Annotated in this window: 20 protein-coding genes and 1 riboswitch; of the genes, 7 read left to right on the plus strand and 13 right to left on the minus strand. The window is 39.9% G+C overall.

The annotated features are described in order from the left end of the window. Positions 1-47: 47 nt before the first annotated feature. From M3225_RS01470 to M3225_RS01485, 4 genes are all read right to left on the minus strand, one after another. Positions 48-1,481 carry an amino acid permease gene (locus tag M3225_RS01470; protein ID WP_251390591.1) on the minus strand — a complete coding sequence of 478 codons (1,434 nt, stop codon included), beginning with the start codon at positions 1,479-1,481 and terminating at the stop codon, positions 48-50. 253 nt (positions 1,482-1,734) lie between these two features. After that, a complete protein-coding gene (gene rocF / locus M3225_RS01475; RefSeq protein WP_251390593.1) occupies positions 1,735-2,634 on the minus strand; it encodes an arginase in 900 nt (299 codons plus the stop codon). Between the two features lie 297 nt (positions 2,635-2,931). Next, complete coding sequence (gene ggt, locus M3225_RS01480) at positions 2,932-5,010, minus strand: gamma-glutamyltransferase (RefSeq protein WP_251390595.1); 2,079 nt, start codon at positions 5,008-5,010, stop codon at positions 2,932-2,934. Positions 5,011-5,419: 409 nt separating this feature from the next. Beyond that, complete coding sequence (locus tag M3225_RS01485) at positions 5,420-5,917, minus strand: tetratricopeptide repeat protein (RefSeq protein WP_251390598.1); 498 nt, start codon at positions 5,915-5,917, stop codon at positions 5,420-5,422. Positions 5,918-6,092: 175 nt separating this feature from the next. Here M3225_RS01485 and M3225_RS01490 point away from each other — a divergent pair, with 175 nt between their 5' ends. After that, positions 6,093-6,179: a YjcZ family sporulation protein gene (locus M3225_RS01490; RefSeq protein ID WP_251391840.1), complete on the plus strand. Its 87-nt coding sequence runs from the start codon at positions 6,093-6,095 to the stop codon at positions 6,177-6,179. A gap of 190 nt (positions 6,180-6,369) precedes the next feature. On the opposite strand, the gene M3225_RS01495 is transcribed toward M3225_RS01490, so the two are convergent. From M3225_RS01495 to M3225_RS01510, 4 genes are all read right to left on the minus strand, one after another. Next, on the minus strand, positions 6,370-6,450 hold the full coding sequence (locus tag M3225_RS01495; protein ID WP_251391841.1) for a YjcZ family sporulation protein: 81 nt from the start codon (positions 6,448-6,450) through the stop codon (positions 6,370-6,372). Positions 6,451-6,777: 327 nt separating this feature from the next. Next, positions 6,778-8,097, minus strand: a complete 1,320-nt coding sequence (locus tag M3225_RS01500) for a TrkH family potassium uptake protein (protein WP_251390600.1) — start codon at positions 8,095-8,097, stop codon at positions 6,778-6,780. A gap of 3 nt (positions 8,098-8,100) precedes the next feature. Further along, positions 8,101-8,760 carry a potassium channel family protein gene (locus M3225_RS01505; RefSeq protein ID WP_251390602.1) on the minus strand — a complete coding sequence of 220 codons (660 nt, stop codon included), beginning with the start codon at positions 8,758-8,760 and terminating at the stop codon, positions 8,101-8,103. A gap of 124 nt (positions 8,761-8,884) precedes the next feature. Next, a riboswitch (cyclic di-AMP (ydaO/yuaA leader) is annotated at positions 8,885-9,029 on the minus strand. 116 nt (positions 9,030-9,145) lie between these two features. Further along, a complete protein-coding gene (locus M3225_RS01510; protein ID WP_251390604.1) occupies positions 9,146-9,604 on the minus strand; it encodes a carboxymuconolactone decarboxylase family protein in 459 nt (152 codons plus the stop codon). 120 nt (positions 9,605-9,724) lie between these two features. Between M3225_RS01510 and M3225_RS01515 the strand changes: the two genes are divergently transcribed. Then, positions 9,725-10,189: an Lrp/AsnC family transcriptional regulator gene (locus tag M3225_RS01515; RefSeq protein WP_251390605.1), complete on the plus strand. Its 465-nt coding sequence runs from the start codon at positions 9,725-9,727 to the stop codon at positions 10,187-10,189. Positions 10,190-10,417: 228 nt separating this feature from the next. Here the strand turns inward: M3225_RS01515 and M3225_RS01520 are convergent, their stop codons facing one another. Both M3225_RS01520 and M3225_RS01525 read right to left on the minus strand, forming a co-directional pair. Then, positions 10,418-11,320, minus strand: coding sequence for a hypothetical protein (locus M3225_RS01520; protein WP_251390607.1), 903 nt, complete (start codon positions 11,318-11,320; stop codon positions 10,418-10,420). Then, positions 11,317-12,600, minus strand: coding sequence for a S1C family serine protease (locus tag M3225_RS01525; RefSeq protein ID WP_251390610.1), 1,284 nt, complete (start codon positions 12,598-12,600; stop codon positions 11,317-11,319). Before M3225_RS01525 ends, M3225_RS01520 begins: the two co-directional genes overlap by 4 nt. Before the next feature lie 228 nt (positions 12,601-12,828). Between M3225_RS01525 and M3225_RS01530 the strand changes: the two genes are divergently transcribed. Together M3225_RS01530 and M3225_RS01535 are read left to right on the plus strand one after the other, a co-directional pair. After that, entirely contained in the window at positions 12,829-13,500 is a 672-nt protein-coding gene (locus M3225_RS01530) for a response regulator transcription factor (RefSeq protein WP_251390611.1), read from the plus strand. Next, entirely contained in the window at positions 13,497-14,846 is a 1,350-nt protein-coding gene (locus M3225_RS01535) for a sensor histidine kinase (RefSeq protein ID WP_251390613.1), read from the plus strand. Before M3225_RS01530 ends, M3225_RS01535 begins: the two co-directional genes overlap by 4 nt. A 35-nt stretch (positions 14,847-14,881) precedes the next feature. Here M3225_RS01535 and M3225_RS01540 read toward each other — a convergent pair whose 3' ends face one another. Further along, positions 14,882-15,874 (minus strand): D-cysteine desulfhydrase, encoded by a 993-nt coding sequence (locus M3225_RS01540; RefSeq protein WP_251390615.1) that lies wholly within the window; start codon positions 15,872-15,874, stop codon positions 14,882-14,884. A 151-nt stretch (positions 15,875-16,025) separates the two neighbouring features. Between M3225_RS01540 and M3225_RS01545 the strand changes: the two genes are divergently transcribed. The 3 genes from M3225_RS01545 to M3225_RS01555 all read left to right on the plus strand — a co-directional run bounded on the left by M3225_RS01545 (position 16,026) and on the right by M3225_RS01555 (position 18,238). Beyond that, positions 16,026-16,544: an acyl-CoA thioesterase gene (locus M3225_RS01545; protein ID WP_251390617.1), complete on the plus strand. Its 519-nt coding sequence runs from the start codon at positions 16,026-16,028 to the stop codon at positions 16,542-16,544. Between the two features lie 75 nt (positions 16,545-16,619). Next, the gene (locus M3225_RS01550) at positions 16,620-17,300 is read left to right on the plus strand and encodes a GntR family transcriptional regulator (protein ID WP_251390619.1); all 681 of its coding nucleotides are present in this window, start codon (positions 16,620-16,622) and stop codon (positions 17,298-17,300) included. After that, positions 17,297-18,238: a DMT family transporter gene (locus M3225_RS01555; RefSeq protein WP_251390620.1), complete on the plus strand. Its 942-nt coding sequence runs from the start codon at positions 17,297-17,299 to the stop codon at positions 18,236-18,238. Before M3225_RS01550 ends, M3225_RS01555 begins: the two co-directional genes overlap by 4 nt. Before the next feature lie 40 nt (positions 18,239-18,278). Here M3225_RS01555 and M3225_RS01560 read toward each other — a convergent pair whose 3' ends face one another. Continuing rightward, complete coding sequence (locus tag M3225_RS01560) at positions 18,279-18,857, minus strand: suppressor of fused domain protein (protein WP_251390622.1); 579 nt, start codon at positions 18,855-18,857, stop codon at positions 18,279-18,281. A 224-nt stretch (positions 18,858-19,081) separates the two neighbouring features. Next, positions 19,082-20,182, minus strand: a complete 1,101-nt coding sequence (locus tag M3225_RS01565) for a M24 family metallopeptidase (protein ID WP_251390624.1) — start codon at positions 20,180-20,182, stop codon at positions 19,082-19,084. Positions 20,183-20,257 lie beyond the last annotated feature (75 nt).

Below are 20,257 nucleotides of genomic sequence, written 5' to 3' on the forward strand. Positions count from 1 at the left end.
TGAGTACATAAAAACCCGGAAAATCACGATTTTCCGGGTTTTTTATGTTAAATAATCATTCGCTTATTTTCCGCAAGCTGAACTTCTTGCACCTGTTTTGATTGATTTTGTTTTCGAATTTTCAAATAATAATAAATATAGCAGCCTATAAAGAAAATACCTCCGCAGTATAACGCCATTCGCTGCTCGGGATCAAACGCAAGACTGATCATAACGATACAGTTCGTAATAAGCGCTACGATAGGAAGAACCGGATAAAGAGGTGTTCTAAATTTCAGATCTTCTACTTTTCCACCTTTAGCCACGTAAGCACGGCGGAACGCAAGCAGTGAAGCTGTAATCGCAATCCAGCCAATTTGAGCGCCGAGTCCAGCGAGTGAAATCAGCCATACAAAAACGGTTTTAGCTGCCACTACGCTTGAAAGCAGCGAAAAACATGAAATCACAAGTGTAATTAATAACGCATTAAACGGAACCCCTCTTTTGTTGACTTTCCCAAGCGCAGGACTTGCCATTCCTTCTCTTGAAAGAGAATAAAGCATACGTGTAGCCGCGTAAAATCCAGAGTTTGCGACTGAAAGAAGAGCTGTTAAAATGATAAAGTTCATAATATCCGCCGCATAAGGTACACCTACACTGTCTAACACAACAACAAACGGGCTTTCTACGACGCCTGCTTTTTCACGAGGAATCATGCTTGCTAAGACAAACACGGATAAGACGAAAAAGAAAAGCGTACGCCAAACCGTTTGCTTGATCGCTTTTGGAATTGTTTTTTCCGGATTTTCACTTTCTCCTGCCGCAATTCCAATCAATTCTGTTCCTTGAAACGAAAAGTTCACCGTAATCATTGTAATCAGTAAAGCCGTTACGCCGTTTGGAAACAGCCCTTCGGCAAAGAAGTTTGATAAAAACGGTGCTTCCTGTCCGCTTTTCATATCAATGAGTCCAAACATTGCCGCTCCACCTACGACAATAAACATAATGATGGCGAAAATTTTAACGCTTGAAAACCAAAATTCTGTTTCACCAAATGCTTTAGCTGAAAGTGCATTTAATGAAAAAATTAAAGCTCCAAAAATTGCGCACCATAACCAAACGGGCGAGTCCGGGAACCATCTTTGCATTAATTGTCCGGCAGCTAAAAACTCAAGTGCAACCGTTACTGCCCAGCCTAGCCAGTACAGCCATCCAATCGCAAAACCAGTTGCGGGGCCGATAAATTTAGTGGAGTACGTTTGAAACGATCCTGCAACTGGCATGGCAACGGATAATTCTCCAAGACACAGCATCGTTAAATACATAATGAGCCCTCCCACCAAGTAGGAAATCATTGCTCCCATCGGACCTGCTTCATTGATGGTATAACCTGATCCAAGGAAAAAACCGGTACCAATACATCCCCCTAGTGATATCATAAAAAGATGCCTTGTTTTCATCGTTCTTTTTAATTCTCCTGGCTGTCCCTGTGGAATATTCATCCCATTTCCTCCCTTTGCTGCACAAAAAAATGAAATCGCTTTCATTTTTTTAGGTTTATTTTGGTTTTATAGCCTCTTATTAGGTAGCTCTTCATGACATAATCTTCTCATTTCATGACTGGAGTCAATTGATGCCGGATGATTTGCAAATGGCGCCAACCCCGTAGCGAGGATGGCAGCCGCTTAGTCCTGCATGACCGTTTCTTGGATCATAACAGACTTTCTCCACACGATACCTATAAGTAGCTCTTTCTTATAAAAGCTTATCTCCAAACAATGAACTCATTAACGCAACCGCTACTTCTGCAGTTTTGTTATGCTGATCTAAAATTGGGTTCACTTCTACAAATTCAGCAGATGTCACCATGGCTGCTTCCGCTAACATTTCCATCGCTAAATGACTTTCTCGGTAGCTGATACCGCCTTTTACAGGTGTACCTACGCCTGGTGCATCATCTGGATCTAAGCCATCTAAGTCTAGCGACAGGTGCACGCCGTCTGTACCACTTAAATAATCAATCGTTTCTTTCATCACTTGCGTCATACCTAAACGATCAATTTCATGCATGGTATACACTTTAATTCCTTTTTCTTTAATTAACTCTTTTTCACCATCATCTAATGAGCGCGCGCCGATAATAACTAGATTTTCAGGTTTAATTTTGGGCGTATACCCTCCAATATCTAAAAGCACAGGATGTCCAATACCCAGGCTCACCGCTAACGGCATGCCGTGAATGTTGCCTGATGGAGATGTTTCAGCGGTGTTTAAATCACCATGAGCATCATACCAAATAACGCCTAAATTTTCTGAACCTTTCGCGACTCCTGCAAGCGTTCCAATCGCAATACTGTGGTCTCCGCCTAATATTAACGGAAAGCGGTCCTGCTCTCTCACCTCTTCAACCTTTGCAGCAAGCTGTTCATTGCCACTGGCTACAGCCGCTAAGTTTTTTAAATTCGTATTTTTATCCACGTCTGCTCGTTCTTTAATTTCTACTTTAATATCGCCTTCATCGTGTACGGTATAGCCAAGAGCTTCTAAGCGTGTATTCATGCCCGCATAGCGGATCGCGCTCGGCCCCATGTCTACACCCCTTCTTGTTTGTCCGTAATCCATTGGTACACCGATAATTGAAATTTCTTTTTTCATTTTCTATACCTCCGTTGCATGTTATTCTGTGTGAAGTAAACATAGGCGTTTATTTAACTATGTATTTTTTTCATTCATACAGCTCCTCATCTATTTCTTATGCAAAAATGATGCCAACTTTGTTTGTAGCATTCTATCAGTCTTTTTATCACGCGTTTTCTTACACATGCAAAAAAAATTGTCGATTTCTACAACTTTTTGGAAAACTACGCAAATTTTTTTGTCTTTTGGTTTAAAATCGTCAATTTTATTTGCTTCCATAAAAAAAGTCAAAGGGGATTACCCCTTTGACTTTTTTTAATTTGTAATAATGTCTCCGTCTTCATCATCACTGGTATCACCTTCACCAGGATCTTTTTCTAATGAGACCACTTTCTTTTCGTTATCCCATTTCACTTTGTAACCAAGTGATCTTGCTACTTTGATAACCGATAAATATGAATGAGGATCTGGCTTATACAGCTTTAAGTCACTCGAATCAATGACGCCTAAGCCTAACAGCAGGCGGTCGGACTGGACATAAGGCTTTCCATCGATCAGCTTCATTTGCTTATCTGTAAATGGATACACCGCGCTGTTGACTTCAACGGTAAACTCTCCTTTTTTCTCTTCTTTAATTGATTTTGGCTGTTTGGACACATATTTAATTGCGTCTACTCCTAACACAGTGCCTTGGCGCGTATTATCCGCTCCTCCGTACATTTTCCCCGTTTCGTAGTCATAGATAACAGCTTGGACGTTTCCAATATGCTGAGGCGTTTCTTCAAACGCATTTCCTTTAGCCATCATTTCAAGGATCGTATCTTGGCTAAAGCCAGGTTCCCATCTTACGGTTGGATAGCCGCCTGAATAAATGCGAGGTGTTAAAATTGCTTTTTGAATCGGCATCTTATGGTCAATAACATTCATAATCGTTTCTGCTACAGACGCAATAATGGTCGGACCTCCCGGTGAACCAATTGCCATGAACGGCTTTCCGTCTTTTAACAGCATCGTTGGAGACATGCTGCTTCGAGGACGTTTTTTAGGCTCAACCTGGTTCACGCCTCCCGGGGCGGCATCAAAATCTGTCATTTCATTGTTGAGCATAAATCCGTAGTCAGGAACCATAATTCCTGAACCAAACACTTGTTCAATGGTAGTCGTGTAAGAAACCATGTTCCCCCATTTGTCCACGACAGAGAAATGAGTCGTTTGGCCAATTGGATTTTCTTCCGTTACAGTTGCTTTATTTGGATTTTCTTTTCCTTCATACTTCCAAGGATCTCCTTCTTTGACATTAGGCGTTGCTTTATTTGGATTAATTAATTTACGGCGTTCTTTAATATAATCTTCATCTAACAGTCCTTTTTTCGGTACTGCGTAAAAATCTTCATCCGCCATATATGCCGCGCGGTCAGCGAAAGCTAAGTGCATAGCTTCCGTTAAATGCTGTAAATACTGAGGCGTATTGGAACCCATTTTTTCTACATCATAACCTTCCATTAGCTTTAAAATTTGCTGCACGGTTAATCCGCCGGAGCTAGGAGGAGCCGCACTAACCACATCATAGCCTCGGTAAGTTGTTTTTAGCGGCTCGCGTTCTTTTACAACGTAGTTTTTTAAATCATCCATGGTCATACTTCCGTCGCGCTTTTGAACTTCTTTAACAAGCGCTTCTCCAATTTCTCCTTTATAAAGAGCGTCTGAACCTTCTTTTTGAATGAGCTTTAATGTTTTAGCAAGATCCGGCTGAACAAGCTTATCTCCTTCTTTTAACGGTTTGCCATTCGGCACAAATACATTACCGGCCGTTTGGTATCTTTCAAGCTTATCCACATTTTCATCAATGTACTGAGCCATCGACCAATTTACTTTAATTCCTTGTTCTGCTTGAGTAATAGCGGGTTTAATAACATCTGATAAGTCCATTGTTCCATAATCTTTAAGTGCTGTCTCTACTCCTTTTAACGTGCCAGGAACTCCAACTGCTTTTCCTGTTATGTGACGTTTACTGAAAGGGATGACTTTTCCTCTTGGATCTAAAAACAGCTTAGGTGTGACATCAGCCGGTGCCATTTCACGGCTGTCTAGCATCGTAATTTTATCTTTCTTTTTTTCATAAATCATCATAAAGCCACCGCCGCCGATACCAGACATCATCGGTTCCACAACGTTTAGAGATAGTTGAATGGCAGCTGCCGCATCTACAGCGTTTCCGCCTTCAGCTAAAACTTGCCTTCCCGCTTCAGCAGCAAGCGGGTGAGATGCCGCTACAATTCCTTGTGTAGCACCCCGTTTCATTGAATGGTCGACACCCGGAACTTGAGCAGCAGCTGGTGTGACAACTAAACATAAACTAAATAATGCAATAACCAACATCTTCATAACCTTCATCTGGGTCTCCTCCTTCAAATACATTATTTCACATCGCCTGAGACGATGGATTTCCTCAAGAACAAATTGGTTTATTATGATATTTTTTACATGTATGTATAAATAAAAAGCAAAGTAAATCATACCTTTGCTTTTTTAGTTAGTCGCCTTTTTAACTTTTATCTCTATTCATTTACAATTATCTATATTTTCTAACAATTTATCCATAGGCTGATAGTTTCTTACTATTTTTGGAACTATGTAGACTGAACGCTCTAATAATGTAAAAAATCTAGCAGTTAAGAAGTCGTTCGACTTACATGCACTTCTTAAAATATCTATAAATATTCTTATTGTTATATAAAAAGCAATCCTTTATGAAAATCAGCATACGTTTCTTGAAAGTCAAAAATAAAACAGGACTTTTGATTCACCGTCCTGTTTGCAGCATGTTTTCGACTTTTTTAATATTCGCATGAGTATGATTGATTTCCCGGGCATAGGCGATCTGTTCTTTCGCTTTTTCGATTTCTTTTAATTGAATATATGTTTTGGCGAGTTCGAGCGGCAGCATAATCCCTTCAAAACCAAGATCTTGCGCCCGCTGCAAATAAGACAGCGATTTTTCGTAATTCCCTCCAAACATAAGCGGAGTTTCCCGGTATTTTACTCCTCGAACGAAGTGCGCCAAGCTTGAAGACGGATTTAATGTTAATGCCTGGTGAAGAGCTCGGTCCATTTCTAAATTCAATACCATTTTTTCAAATATAATTGATTCTTCGATTTGCTTTGCTAAACAAACCGCTAAGTAACAGTACAAATCAGATGCTTCAGGTTTTTTCTTCATTTCTTGTTGAATTTCGCGTTTGATCTCTTTCCACTTTCCCTCTTCTAGCTGATTCATAACGTATTGTGCATGTATTCCCACCTATTTACCCTCCTTTTCTTCTTTATCATAAAGGATTTCTACGCAAATGAAAAAAAGTAAGTGTTCTTCATTCTTCTCAAAAGATCGTTACCGTTAAAAAATAGGCAAATTTCTCAATCACTTAACCCAATTAGTACATAGGATATAGAGACTTTGATTAAAGGAGGTTACACATATGGGCGAAAAAGGCGGTTTGGGTTTTTCATTTATCGTTGTTTTATTTATTCTATTAGTAATCGTAGGGTGTTCTTGCTACTACTAATTTCTAGAGGGGATGAACATCATTCATCCTCTTATTTCAAAAAAAAACCATGCTCTTTCGCATGGCTACATACCGATTAGATGAATGAGTAGAGGAACTCATTGTTCGGCAATATTGAAGAAATTTTTGGTTTTTACTTCCGCCTAGTATGCCCTTCTTGACGGGGGCTATGCGCAAATAAAGTTAACGTTTAAAAGCGAAAGCCAGACGCGCCTACAATAACAAGTAAAACAAATAACACAACGATTAACGCAAAATTTTGTTTTTCCACGTATCATCCCTCACTTCCTTTTATCTGCTTTTAGTGTATGCAACAGCTTGGCAAAATGTTTAGGACAGCTGTGCGGATTTTTTTACGAGAAAAATCTTCAAAATTCGCTAAAAAAAGTGAATCATATTTTTGTTTCTTTCGTTATATATAATAAGAGATTTTTTACTATAAAAAAAGGGGGTCCTTTGATGCGCCGACATTCCAAATTGCCCAGTATTCTTGTTTTCACCTTCTTTTTACTCATTGCGACCATTTTATGCGTGACATCTTTCATGTCCTGACTCCATGAATAACATAAAAAAATCGCCTCCTTGGAGGCGATTTTTTCTACCCTAGCATAATATCTTCGTTTGGATATCGTACAGCTTCTCGCTTCTGTTTTGATAATGAAAAAGCAAGCGTTAATGGCCCGACTTTTCCTAAACACATAATAAAGATGATGATCACGCGTCCAAAGTATGATAGTTCAGGAGTAGCTCCCATCGATAAACCTACTGTTCCAAACGCAGAAACCACTTCAAACATAATTTTTACAAACGGCAGGTTTTCCGAAATATTTAACAGGAAAATGGCCCCAAACACAAACATAATTGAAATCATCGTAATGGCTAGTGCCTTAAACACGTGAAGAGGAAGAAGGCGTCTCTTTAGCAGCACAATATCTTCCCTGCTTCGTAAAAATGCCCATATAGAAAAGACAATAACCACAAACGTCGTGAGTTTGATACCGCCTCCTGTTGACGCACTTCCTGCACCAATAAACATTAATAAAACCATTAAAAAGACCGTTGCATCATGCAGGTGAGCTAAATCAATTGTATTAAACCCAGCGGTTCTTGTCGTTACCGCTTGAAAATAAGAAGCCCATACTTTGTCTCCTAATGATAAATTTCCGAGCGTATGCGAATTGCCGTACTCTAAGAAGAAAATAAAAAGCATGGCAATCACGTTAATGGCGAACGTGCTGATAATCATAATTTTTGAATGCAGCGTTAGTTTTTTATACGATTTTTTCACCCACATATCAGCAAGGACGGTAAACCCTAACCCACCAATAATGAACAAAAAAGAAATCGTTATGTTAATAATGGGATCTCCTACATACTGAACTAAGTTATCAGACAACAGTCCGAACCCTGCGTTATTAAAAGCCGAAATCGAATGAAACAAGCTAAAGAACAGCCCCTTAGACCATCCGAACTCCGGAACCCAGCGTATCGCTAAAAAGATAAGTGCAACAAACTCAATTAAAAATGAAAAGATAAACAACCTTTTAACTAGCAGCACAACTCCACCGACGCTCGTCTGATTTAATGCCTGCTGAACAAGCATACGCTCTTTAAATCCAATTTTTTTACCTAGCATCATAAAAATCAACACGGCAAATGACATAATGCCAAGACCACCTATTTGAATTAACAGCATAATAATCGTTTGACCGATGACGGTAAAACGCGTGCCCGTATCGACGACGGCTAAGCCGGTTACTGTCATCGCGGAAGTAGACGTAAAAAGAGCATCTACCCACCGGATCGGCTCAGTAGTAGAAAAAGGCATCATCAATAGAAAAGCACCAATAATAATTCCTCCGCCAAAAATAGAAACAAGCAGCTGAGGAGGGGTGAGTTTAATAATTTGTTTTTTCATGATTTAAACTCCTTCTTCTTCAAAACGGTTCAAATCGCGATTATGTCCGATGACAATAAGCATATCTCCTTGTTCGATTCTTTCATGCGCGGTAGGCGAAATCACCATTTCCCCGTCTTTTCGCTGAAAACCGATAATATTGCAGCCGTACTTTGCGCGAATATTTAAATCAAACAGCGTTTTATTATGAAGTTTCTTAGAAGCGACAATTTCAACAATACTGTAGTCCTTTGACAGTTCAATGTAGTCAATGATTTTTTCTGACACCACATGATGAGCAATGCGCTTAGCAATATCGCGCTCGGGATGAATGACTTTGTCCGCTCCTATTTTCTCCAGCACTTTTTGATGATACATATTCACCGCTTTTACCCATACTTGCTTAACGCCCATATCTTTTAAAAGCATCGTTGCGAGCACGCTTGCTTCGATATCATCCCCAAACGAAATAAGAGCATGATCAACATTGCGAATACCTAGCCCTTTTAAGCTAGCTTCATCAATTGCGTTCGCTTGCACAACATATGTAGCTGAGTTGCTATATTTATTTACTACCTCCTGATTGCGGTCAATAGCGAGCACATCCACATCCAAATTAGCAAACTCTTCAACCAAACTGCCTCCAAAACGACCTAATCCCAATACAGCAAACTGTTTTTTCATAATGTATTTATTCCTTTCTTCAACTGCTCTGTGTTCTCTTAGCTTATACTTTTTCTAAAAAATTACATCTTTTTCTTAAAAAAAGCGCAAAAAAACACAGGAAGGCTCCTGTGCTTTTTCACACTCTTCCCCCTCAAAACGCTTGCGAAGTTAGCTGTCGGGTTCGGGTTTTAAGAGTAACCCTACCTTTTTAAGGATTCACCCCAGAGCACAATATGTGCGTAAATAATGGGTCCTCCGCTCCGTAATGGATTAAGCGATTTTTTATTCAAATGTCTATGATCTATTTTCTAGAATAATCAATTTGATTTATGATACGTTTCACTTCACGAAAGCTATCTTACTCCTGTGGATTTTGTCTGTCAAGGTATTTTTAAGGAAGACATCACTTGCGCTGCAAACTGCAAAAATCATATAAATCTAAACTGACAATCAGTTTGTGAAATTGATCAAACAAATTAATAACAGCCAAAAGCTCTAATAGCTGCGTATCACTGTAATATTTCTTTAATTGATTCATCTCAGCATCCGTCAAATCTCTCGGACGCACCCGATATACATCAATAAATCGAAACAGGAGTCGATCTTTTTCTTCAAGCTTTTCTTCTCTTAATACTTTTTGATTAAGCGTCTCATCACCTATATATGACATGCTCATACACGTCTCACAGCCGTTAACACCTGCTAGATAAAGCCTAATTTTTTCCTTTGTCTCTTTTTCTACTATATCGCTCTTCCAAAGCGTGTCGTAAAGCCTATCATACAATCTTTTTACATGTGGAATTAAATTCAGTGCTTTTTCAAAATTTGTTCCCTCTTCGTTTGTTAACAAAACTCTTGCCATTTTTTACTCACTCCTTTTTAATTATTATAGTAAGAAAAATGGAAATTTCAGATAACATATAAAACATTTTATCTGTTATTACTAATCAAATGAAACGTTAATAAGAAAGAAGGTTTTCAATTGAAAATTGATGAAATTGATTTATCGATTTTGCAGGCGCTGCAGCAAAACAGCCGTCTTTCCTTAAGAGAGCTAGGAAAACAAATTAACTTGTCTCCTCCTTCGGTAGCAGAGCGAGTAAGGCAGCTAGAGAGCTTTGGCGTTATAAAAGGGTATACAATCGATATTGATTATGAAAAGCTGCATTTGCCCGTGTCGTGTTTTATTGAAGTAACCATGAAAAACGGAGAGCACGAGCGTTTTAAACGATTTATTTCTCAGTACCCCTATGCTTTATTCTGTGAGCGCATCGCTGGGCAAGCCTGCTTTATTACAAAGCTTCAGCTTCCTCACCTGCACGTACTAGAACAATTTATTAACGAAATTACACCTTATGCCAAAACGATTTCACACATCGCCCTTTCTCACGTGGAGATGTCTCTTGAACTACTGAATCATTTAAAACATAAAAAGCACCTATCATAAACGATAGAAGCTTTTGTTCATCCATTAAATTGTACAGCGTGAAAACACACAAAAAATAACCCTCCAAAGCTGGAGGGTATAAATTTTCCGAATAATGAAAGTTTTACAACTTTATTTTATCAGGTGCTGACATTTCTGTCTACTTAAAAATGTAAAAGAGCTCTCTATTATATAGACAGCTCTTTTACTGCTTGTTTTTTGGAAACAATCAATCTATATAAAAGGGAACTACCTAAGGTGAAAAGTCACGTGAAGCCTTGGCAGTTCATCCTGGATATACCGGTTGATTCCATTCAAAACAAGTTCATTCATCATTTCTTCTTTGACCTCTGATTCCGTTTTTTTATCTTTTTGTTTCAAAATAAGAATATAATAGGCTTTACCCATTTTAATGGGTTCGCTACTCTCTCCGATGTGCTGTTTTTTCAAAATGTCTATAAATGAGGAGGATAGACTTGAAAGCTTTAGATTATCAGCATTCTCTATTTTGCTGATTGTGTGGAGATCAGCAAATTTTTTTTGACCGTCTTGGAGCGATGTTCCCTTCTGCAGTTCAGCCGCAACAGCATCGGCATCATGTAAAGTTGGAAGAGTTAGCTGCGTAAAAGATACGCGCGTTACATTGTTTTCAATACGTTTATAGTAAGCGCTTAGTTTATCAGACGTAATTTGTTTACGGAAGTATTCCTCTAATTTAAACTGATTCGTTAACTGGTTGGTTACATCACTAGAACGAATGTGTAATACTTCATAACCTTGCTTTCGTGTATCCTCGTCATATGAGCGTTTGATTTGCTTCCACATATCCTCGACTTGTTTTTGTACCCTATCGCTTGTCTCTAGATGTGCAATTAAGATTTTTTGCATCACAAGCCGCCGCAACAACTCTTTGCGGTAGCTTGTATCATTTAGCGGAGCATCGGGATTTAAGAACCCTTCAACGGCTAAAAAACGGTTGAATTCAGCTCCTGTCACCTTTCCTCCTTCATACGCTGCCACTTCTTTGGTAGAAGATAGCTGACTAATTTCTACAGAAGGAAACATCGTGTTTGAATGCTTCCCTCCGCATCCTGTCAAAAGTCCGAACGCTGTTAATACTGCTAGCTGCAGCTTTAACGGTGTTGAACTCATCCATTGTTATCCTGCTGCTCTGAAAGCTTCAGAGAAATGGTTTGTTTCTTTCCGTTTCGGTACACGTCTAATTTCACCGTGTCTCCTACTTTGCGTTTTGTGTATAAGTATTGACGTAAATCACTGGATGTTTTAACTTTATTTCCATCGATGGCAACAATCACGTCTTTTGATTGTAAACCTGCATCAGAAGCAGAAGAAAACGGTTCAACTGTCGTTACGACAACTCCTTCAGACGTATCGCTTGTTAGGCCTAGTTGATTTTGTTTTGTTTCGGCTGAAAGCTGACCTACATCTTGAAGACCTACGCCCATATATGGACGGGTTATTTTACCGTTTTTCATCAGCTGTTCAATCGTTGGCTGCACTTCATCACTTGGAAGAGCAAAGCCGATGCCTTCTACATTGTCTTCTGAAATTTTCATACTGTTAATACCTATTACTTCACCGGAAGAATTGATTAAGGCACCACCGCTGTTTCCCGGATTAATAGCCGCATCCGTTTGAATCACGTCTACGTTCCAATTGTCTGAAATAGGAACGGAGCGTTTCGCTGCGCTGACGATACCTTGTGTGACCGTACGCGAGAATTGTTCACCAAGAGGGTTTCCGATTGCAAGAACCGTTTCACCCGCTACTAAATCTGATGATTTCCCGAACTTCGCCACTTGTTCCACATTTTTATCGGACATTTCAAGCACGGCTAAATCCGTTAGCGCATCAGCTCCTACAATTTTAGCTTGTTCTTTTTGACCGTTTGAAAGTGACACTTCTACTTCGCTTGCGCCATCAATAACGTGGTTATTTGTCACAACGTATGCTTTTCCATTTTCTTTTTTAAAAATAACACCTGAACCCGTTCCTGCTTCTTGCGTTTGGGTATCTCCAGAAAATGGATTTGTTTGCTGCTGGATGTTATTCACGCCTACAACAGCCGCTGATACTTTATTTACAACTGAAACAAGATCTGACTGATTCACGGTGGTGCTTACTGTTCGAGGTGTTGTGCTCGTCGTTGTTGCGGTTTGAGTCTGCGTTGTTTGATTCGTTTGATTCGCTGTTTGCGTATCAGCTGAATCCATTAACCCTAGCTGCGGAGCGCCGTATAACACAATTCCTCCCCCTAGCACTGCTCCTGCGATGGAAGATGCGATCACTGGAAATAAGCGTCTTTTTGGTGGCTGTGATGACGATGAAGGCTGATACTGATCATAGCGCTGCTGGCGGTTTTCATATTCTTCTTTTCGTTCTTGCTCTCTTTCATAATCACGTGGATCCATGAAAAACACTCCTTTAAACGTAGCAAATTTTATGTTATCTATACTATAAAATAAAAGTTTGGGATAAGTATCAAAACAATGTGTGAAATTGTGAAAAATTTCTTTATAACAGCAAACACGTAGTATAATAGCGGGTACGTAGACCATTAAAGAAATGAGCATAGGCATTCATGGAGCAATATGCTTGATTTACCTTAATTTTCATATATTCAGAGGAAGGTGTCAAATTTGAGCTTTACACTATATCTAGTAGAGGATGAACAAAATTTAAATGAAGTTTTAACCCTTTACCTTCAAAAAGAAGGCTGGGACGTGCGCTCATTTTTTAACGGTACGGATGCCAAAGAAATGATTGCAACTCCTCCACACCTGTGGATTTTAGATATTATGCTGCCTGACATTGACGGGTATCAGCTCATTCGTGAAATCAAGCAGCAAACGCCACATGTTCCTGTTATTTTCATCTCAGCACGCGATGCTGATATTGACCGAGTTCTTGGACTTGAAATGGGAAGCGACGACTATTTATCAAAGCCTTTTTTGCCTCGTGAACTAGTCATTCGAGCAAATAAACTGCTAAACCTCGTATATGGTTCAACCAAAAAACAAACCGATACCATTACGCTGACTCCCTATGAAATCGATTTATATACGCGCACAGTCAGTGAAAATGGAAAGCCAATTGATTTAACGTCTAAAGAATTTGATTTTCTTGTCACCATTTCGAAGGACCTTGGACAGGCTTTTTCACGGGAGCAGCTGCTGAATCTAATTTGGGGAGAAGATTATTTTGGCACAGACCGAGTGGTGGATGATTTAGTAAGGCGCGTGCGTAAAAAAATGCCGCAAGCACGAATTGAAACGATTTACGGATACGGATATCGGATGATGAAAGCATGAAAAACAAGTCGCTTGCATTTCAAATTTGGCTCGTAATCTCCGGTATTTTACTGCTTATTTCGATTTTGCTCGCTATTTTATTCCCAACGACGCTCAGACAGTTCTTCACGGACGAAATTTATACAACCATTGAAAATGAGCAGCATATTTTAAAAGAATACGGCCTGCCAAGCCGCTCAGGAGAATACTATTTTAGCAATGAAGATAGCGAACCGACGCTTGGTAATCGGACGGTTGATCATATTTTACTGCCTGAGCATGCGGACATCTCTTATTTTTCATCACGCGTTTTGCCTCAAGACTTTTTGAAAAAAGCACAGGAAGATGCGATCAGTCAGCGAAAAATCGTCGCTCGCTATGAAAAAGATCTCGGCAACCGAACGCTTTTTTATGTGATTCGAAAAGTAAGCGTGAACGGACAGCCTGCTTTTTTGCTTTCTTTTTCGTGGGATACGTATCGCAACGCGCTCACTTCTACTCTTTTTAAACAGCTGCTTCTCGTGATTTCGATTGTATTTTTATTCAGCTGGCTTCCATCTATTTGGCTATCAAGATATTTAAGCAAGCCGCTTGTATCGCTTGAAAAAGATGTCAAAAAAATTGCTGAACAAAATTGGCATGAACCCGTTACGGTGAACCGTTCCGATGAAATTGGCAAATTAGGCGCGTCCATAGAGCAAATGCGCAAAAGGCTCGTATCTAAAGATGAAGCACAGCAAACGCTGCTTCAAAATATTTCACACGATTTAAAAACACCGGTTATGGTTATTCAAAGCTACGCTCAGTCGATTCAAGACGGCATTTATCCAAAAGGCGATTTATCTCAAACGGTAAAAGTCATTGAAGATGAATCCAAAAACCTTGAGAAGAAAATCCGCGATTTGCTTTACTTAACCAAGCTTGACTATATGTCCACTCATCAGCTTGCACAAGATGATTTTGATTTTGCTGCACTACTTCATGAAGTAGTGGATCGCTTGCGATGGAGACGCCCTGAAATAAAGTGGGAATTTGACGACGTAAACGTAACGATTAGAGGAGACAAAGAGCTGTGGACAAAGGTCCTTGAAAATGTACTCGATAATCAGCTACGATATACGGATGCGAAGGTTTCACTTTCGCTTGCTAAACATCAAACGAACGTTCAATGTATAATCAGCAACGACGGTCCGCCGATTGATCAAAGCGTGCTTCAACACTTGTTTGAACCGTTTAAAAAAGGAGCAAACGGTGAATTCGGTATTGGCTTAAGTATCGTAAAGCGTATTGTTACGATGCACGATGCAGCAATTACAGCTAAAAACACAGACACCGGAGTGACGTTTTCACTTACTATTCCTATATAAACTAAAAAAGCAAGGGAGTCGAATCCCTTGCTTTTTTATGAAAAAACCGATGTATATGCATAAAGAGCCGGTGAGCCGCCTGAGTGAATGAACACCACATTTTCATCCTTTTTAAAATAACCCTTTCGAATTAAATCAATCAGGCCGGCCATCGCTTTTCCTGTATATACAGGATCCAATAAAATCCCTTCCGTACTGGCCACAAGTTTGACTGCTTCCACCATCTCTTCTGTCGGAACAGCGTAACCTGGACCTACGTATTCATCCATACATACAATATCTTCTTTTTTAAAAGGCGTTTTACTATGTAAATGATCATAAAGTTCACTCGTCAGCTTGGCAACTTTCACTTCTTGCTCTTTTTTAGCACGACTGACATTCATTCCAATAACAGACACGTCACTTTGAAGACTTTGAAAGCCTGCCACTAACCCTGCATGCATGCCCCCGCTGCCGCTTGTGCAAACCACGTGACTAAGCTTTATTTGCTGCTCATAGCTTTGCATAAGCAACTCTTGTGCACAACCAGCGTACCCCGTTGCACCGATAACATTCGACCCTCCTACTGGAATTAGGTACGGCTTATGACCTTTTTCAATTAACTCTCCCTCCACTTTTTCCATTTCCGCTGTCAAATCCGAACCTTCAGCGACAAACCGCATGTCGTGAGCGCCTAATAAATGATAAAGAAAATAGTTCCCTGTCGGCTGATCGCTTGCTTTATTCTCTCCTTCTTCCAATACGAGCACGCATTTCATTTGCTCTTTTACAGCCGCAGCAAGCGTCAAACGACAGTGATTGGATTGTATCGCTCCGCACGTTACAAGCACGTCTGCTCCTTGCGCTTTTGCATCTGCTACTAAATATTCAAGCTTACGCGTCTTATTTCCGCCCCCTGTCAGTCCGAGCATATCATCCCGCTTCATATAAATTGAAGGTCCGTTTAACTGCTCTGATAAAACCGATAGCTTTTCTAAATGTGTAGGGGAATCTGTATATTTTCTTCTAGAAAATTGGGTTAAGTTCATACTCTCATCCTCTCTTTCGTATTTGCTCTATTTTACCATAGGAGCAGCTTGTGAAGAGCTTTTTACGAAAGGGCTTTCTATAACTTGTATACATAAGAACAAGTAGTCAACATACATTAAACCATATAAACAGTTTGAAGGAGTGTTTTCAATGAGTGAAAAAGCAGTACTTTGCAGCGTCTCACGAGTAGTCAAATCACAGCACATTTTTCCAAATGATCTAAACAATTACCACACCCTTTTTGGTGGGAAAATTGTAGCTGATATGGACATGACGGCTTCTCTTTCAGCAGCTAAACATTCCCGAAAGTCGTGTGTTACAGTTTCCATTGATCACGTTGACTTTATCGAACCCGTCACCGAAGAAGATTTTATTTCATATGAAGCATTTGTTGTTGTCACAGGAAAAAGCTCTATGATTATTTTTGTTAAAGTGATTGCCGAAAATTTGTTAACGGGCATTAAACGTATTGCTGCTACTTCTTTTCTCACCTTTGTTGCATTAGAAAACGGGAAACCTGCCCCCGTTCCTCAAGTTATTGCTCAAACTGAAGAAGAAAAAAGTCTTCAAAAAGTAGCTCTTGAACGAAAAGAGTCCAAAAAAACGCAGGTTGAGCACAGCAAAGCTATTGCGAGCATCTTATCTAAATCTTTGCGCAGCAGTAATTAAGCTCTTCATCTAAAAAGCCGTTGTCTGCTTTTTAGATGAAGTTTTTTTAGTTTTCACATTGTTATTTAATGTAATATGCGATATATTGGTTTTATGAAAAATAACATTCAACCTCTCAAACGACTTTCCCTACGGGAGGAAGTCTATCAAACACTTAAACACAATATTGTTATGCTTGAATTTCAGCCGGAACAAAAGCTTCAGGATAAAGAACTGGCTGAGCAATTTGGAGTTAGCCGCACTCCTGTTCGAGAAGCATTAAAAAGGCTCGAAGATGAAGGCCTTGTCCAAACGACTCCCGGCTCTTCTACAAAAGTGGCTCCATTAAACCTTGAGGAGGCAAAACAATCTTTTATTGTCGTCGCAGCTCTTCATGCACTTGCTGCTAAGCTGTCTTGTACTTCATTACAAGAAAAAGACATGGGCGAACTAACCAAACACAATCAATCTCTAGAACATGCGATCAAAACAAGAAATGTACTTGAAGCGATCGAAGCAGATGAAGCATTTCATTCCGTTTTTTTAAACCGGGCGAATAATGTAGAGCTAGAGCGTGTTGTAAAACAAACAAGCGCCAAAATTCAGCGTCTGGAAATCGCTCGCTTTTCTTCTCTTGCTAGCCTTGCTTCCGTTGACCAGCACAAAGAAATCATAAACGCTTGCCGTCAAAAAGATGTCGCACTGACATCACAGCTTGTCGAAACAAACTGGCTGACACTAGGTGAAGCGCTGACAAGTGAGGAGGAATCAAAGTGAAGCCTCTTTTATTAGGCATTGCTGCATCATTTTTTTTTGCTTTTACATTTGTTTTAAATCGAGCGATGGATTTATCCGGAGGCAGCTGGGCGTGGAGCGCGTCGCTGCGCTATTTTTTTATGGTACCTCTTTTGCTTGTGCTTGTTTATTTTTGGGGTGGTATCAAACCTGTGGTGGCAGAAATAAAAGCCCGGCCGCAAAAATGGCTGCTTTGGAGCACGGTGGGATTTGGTTTATTTTACGCTCCTCTTTGTTTTGCTTCAGCCTACGGTCCCGGTTGGCTTATTGCAGGCACTTGGCAAATCACGATTTTATCGGGGTCTCTCCTAGCTCCTTTGTTTTACAAGGAAGGAAAACAGCGAGGAGTCATTCCTTTTAAACAGCTAGGGTTTTCGTTTATTATTTTAATAGGAGTTGTGCTCATGCAGCTTGAGCATGCGACTGAACTGTCGGCCGCTACTGCCTTGCTTTGTACCATTCCAATTTTGATTGCCTCTTTTGCGTATCCGCTTGGCAACCGTAAAATGATGGAGGTGTCGTCACTTAATACTTTTCAGCGCGTGCTTGGAATGACACTTTCAAGCCTGCCGTTTTGGATTATTCTTTCTGTCTATGCCTACGTGACCGCTGGACTACCAAAAACAACTCAGATTTATCAAAGCAGTTTAGTTGCTTTACTTTCAGGCGTATGTGCAACGGTTTTATTTTTTGCGGCAACCGACCTTGTTAAAAAAGATTCTCAAAAGTTAGGTGCAGTTGAAGCTACACAATCGATGGAAGTTTTATTTGCTCTGCTAGGTGAGGTCTTCCTTCTATCAAGTCCTTTACCATCGATTCTTTCTTGGGTTGGAATGGGAATTATCGTAGCAGGTATGGTTCTTCACAGCTACCAAACGAGCCATAAAAAAGCTATACCGCAAAAAGAATTGACCTACTAACCAATAACAAAAAGAGCGTCTCAGTCGGCGCTCTTTTTGTTTATACAACAGATCTTCTTTCTAAATTGAAGACATTAACCTGCTCAGCATCAAAGCGGCTTAGCAATGAGTCTACTCCGTACTCAAGTGCAAAAGCACGTTCATTTTCTGAAATCGGAACGGCTTGCAGGAACGTTACTTTTTTATCAGATAGTTCAATCGTTGAAAAATTATCCCATAAAAACGGCGGAATCAGCAAAATGTGCTGCATATGAAAGCTGTCATCAAGGACCGCAATGACGTCTTTATAAATAGCTCCTGGGAAGATGGACACGTGAGATTTCATCATATGGAAAATACAGTTTGCTAAAATAGCAGAATAAATACCGAATTCCTCATGACAAGCCCCAACGATTTCAATTCGAAGCGGGATCCCTCCAACTGTATAGCCTGTCGGACAGTGGTGTCCACCGAGCGTTGCATACGCGGTTACGTCTTGACGCGGATGATTTTCACACGCCACAACGTGAATACCATGCTTTTTTCGTTCATCTGAATAATCTTCAATTCGGTCCTTTTGACCAAATACATCTATTGCTTTATGTATAATTAATTCTTCATCTTTTGTAAAATTACTCATAAAAAACCTCCTTGCTTGCGACCTTAAAAAGCCCCCTACTGTACAGCATATACTACCGCACTCGCTTACGATATAGTTTTTAGAAAATGTGATAGAAATGTTATCGTTTCGTAACATACTATGAAATTGTACCAAGAAGCAAACAAGAAACCTTAACCAAATTTTTCTTTTTCCATAAAAAATAGAGCCTGCGCCATGGCAGCCTCTATTTTTCGGAGACATTATTATGAAATAATTTGTAATTCTTTTGAGTACTTCGTTAACGTTTTGTATCCATCTTTTGTAATGATTACATCATCTTCAATACGCACGCCTCCGAGCCCTGGAATATAGATACCCGGTTCAATCGTATACACCATGCCTTCTTGAAGCACATCATCATTGTTGCGGCTCATTGAAGGAAACTCATGCACGCTGATACCAAGACCATGACCAAGACGATGCAAGAAATAGTCTCCATACCCTGCTTCTGTAATAATATTACGTGCTACCATGTCCAAGTCACCAATGCGAGTGCCCGGCTTGGAAGCTTCAAGAGCTGCCTGCTCGGCGCGCTGTACCGTTTCATAGATTTCTTTTTGCTTATCATTAATCGACTTATAAGCTACTGTCCGCGTAATATCTGAACAGTATCCGTCTAGTACTACACCTAAATCAAACAGAACCATATCGCCTGGCTTTAACGTGCGAAGACCTGGGTTCCCGTGGGCTTCTCCTGTTTTTTCACCAAATAAAACCATGGTTGAAAACGACATCTCACGAATTCCTTTTCGCTTTAACTCGTATTCAATTTTAGCCAGAACATCCATTTCCGTAACGCCTTCTTTTAAAGCAGCTACGCCTACTTCTACACCAAAATCAGCTAGTTCAGCTGCTTTTTGCAGAATCTCAACTTCACGCTCATCTTTAATTAAACGCAGCTGATTTAATTTCTCTTCTGCTCCAACTAGCTCAGCATTTGGATATAAGTTAAGTAGTTCTTCAGCTCGCGCATACAGCAGCTGCTCTTTCTCTACAGCAACCTTTTTCACATCTATTACGTTTCGTTTATGTAAAGCTTCTTTGATGAGTTCCCAAGGATTTTGATGATCTTCATATCCAATCACATCAAACTTCCAGCCGGCTTCTTTTGCTTGACCCACTTCCATTGATGGACAAATAAGCATCGGCTCCACTTCGTGAAATACAAATAAGCCAAGCAGACGCTCATGCGGATCCGTGTGAAATCCAGTTAAATAAAATACGTTTTCAGTTGACGAAATAAAGGCCGTTTCTACATTCTTTTCTTTCAGCCATGATACGACTTTTTGCAAACGTGCTTCCATTAAAAAAACCCCTTTCATTGTGCAATATTACTATTATAACATAGTTATTTAGCAATATTGTACAATGAATAGAGG

It is taken from the genome of Priestia aryabhattai (assembly GCF_023715685.1).
Lineage (GTDB): Bacteria > Bacillota > Bacilli > Bacillales > Bacillaceae_H > Priestia > Priestia aryabhattai_B.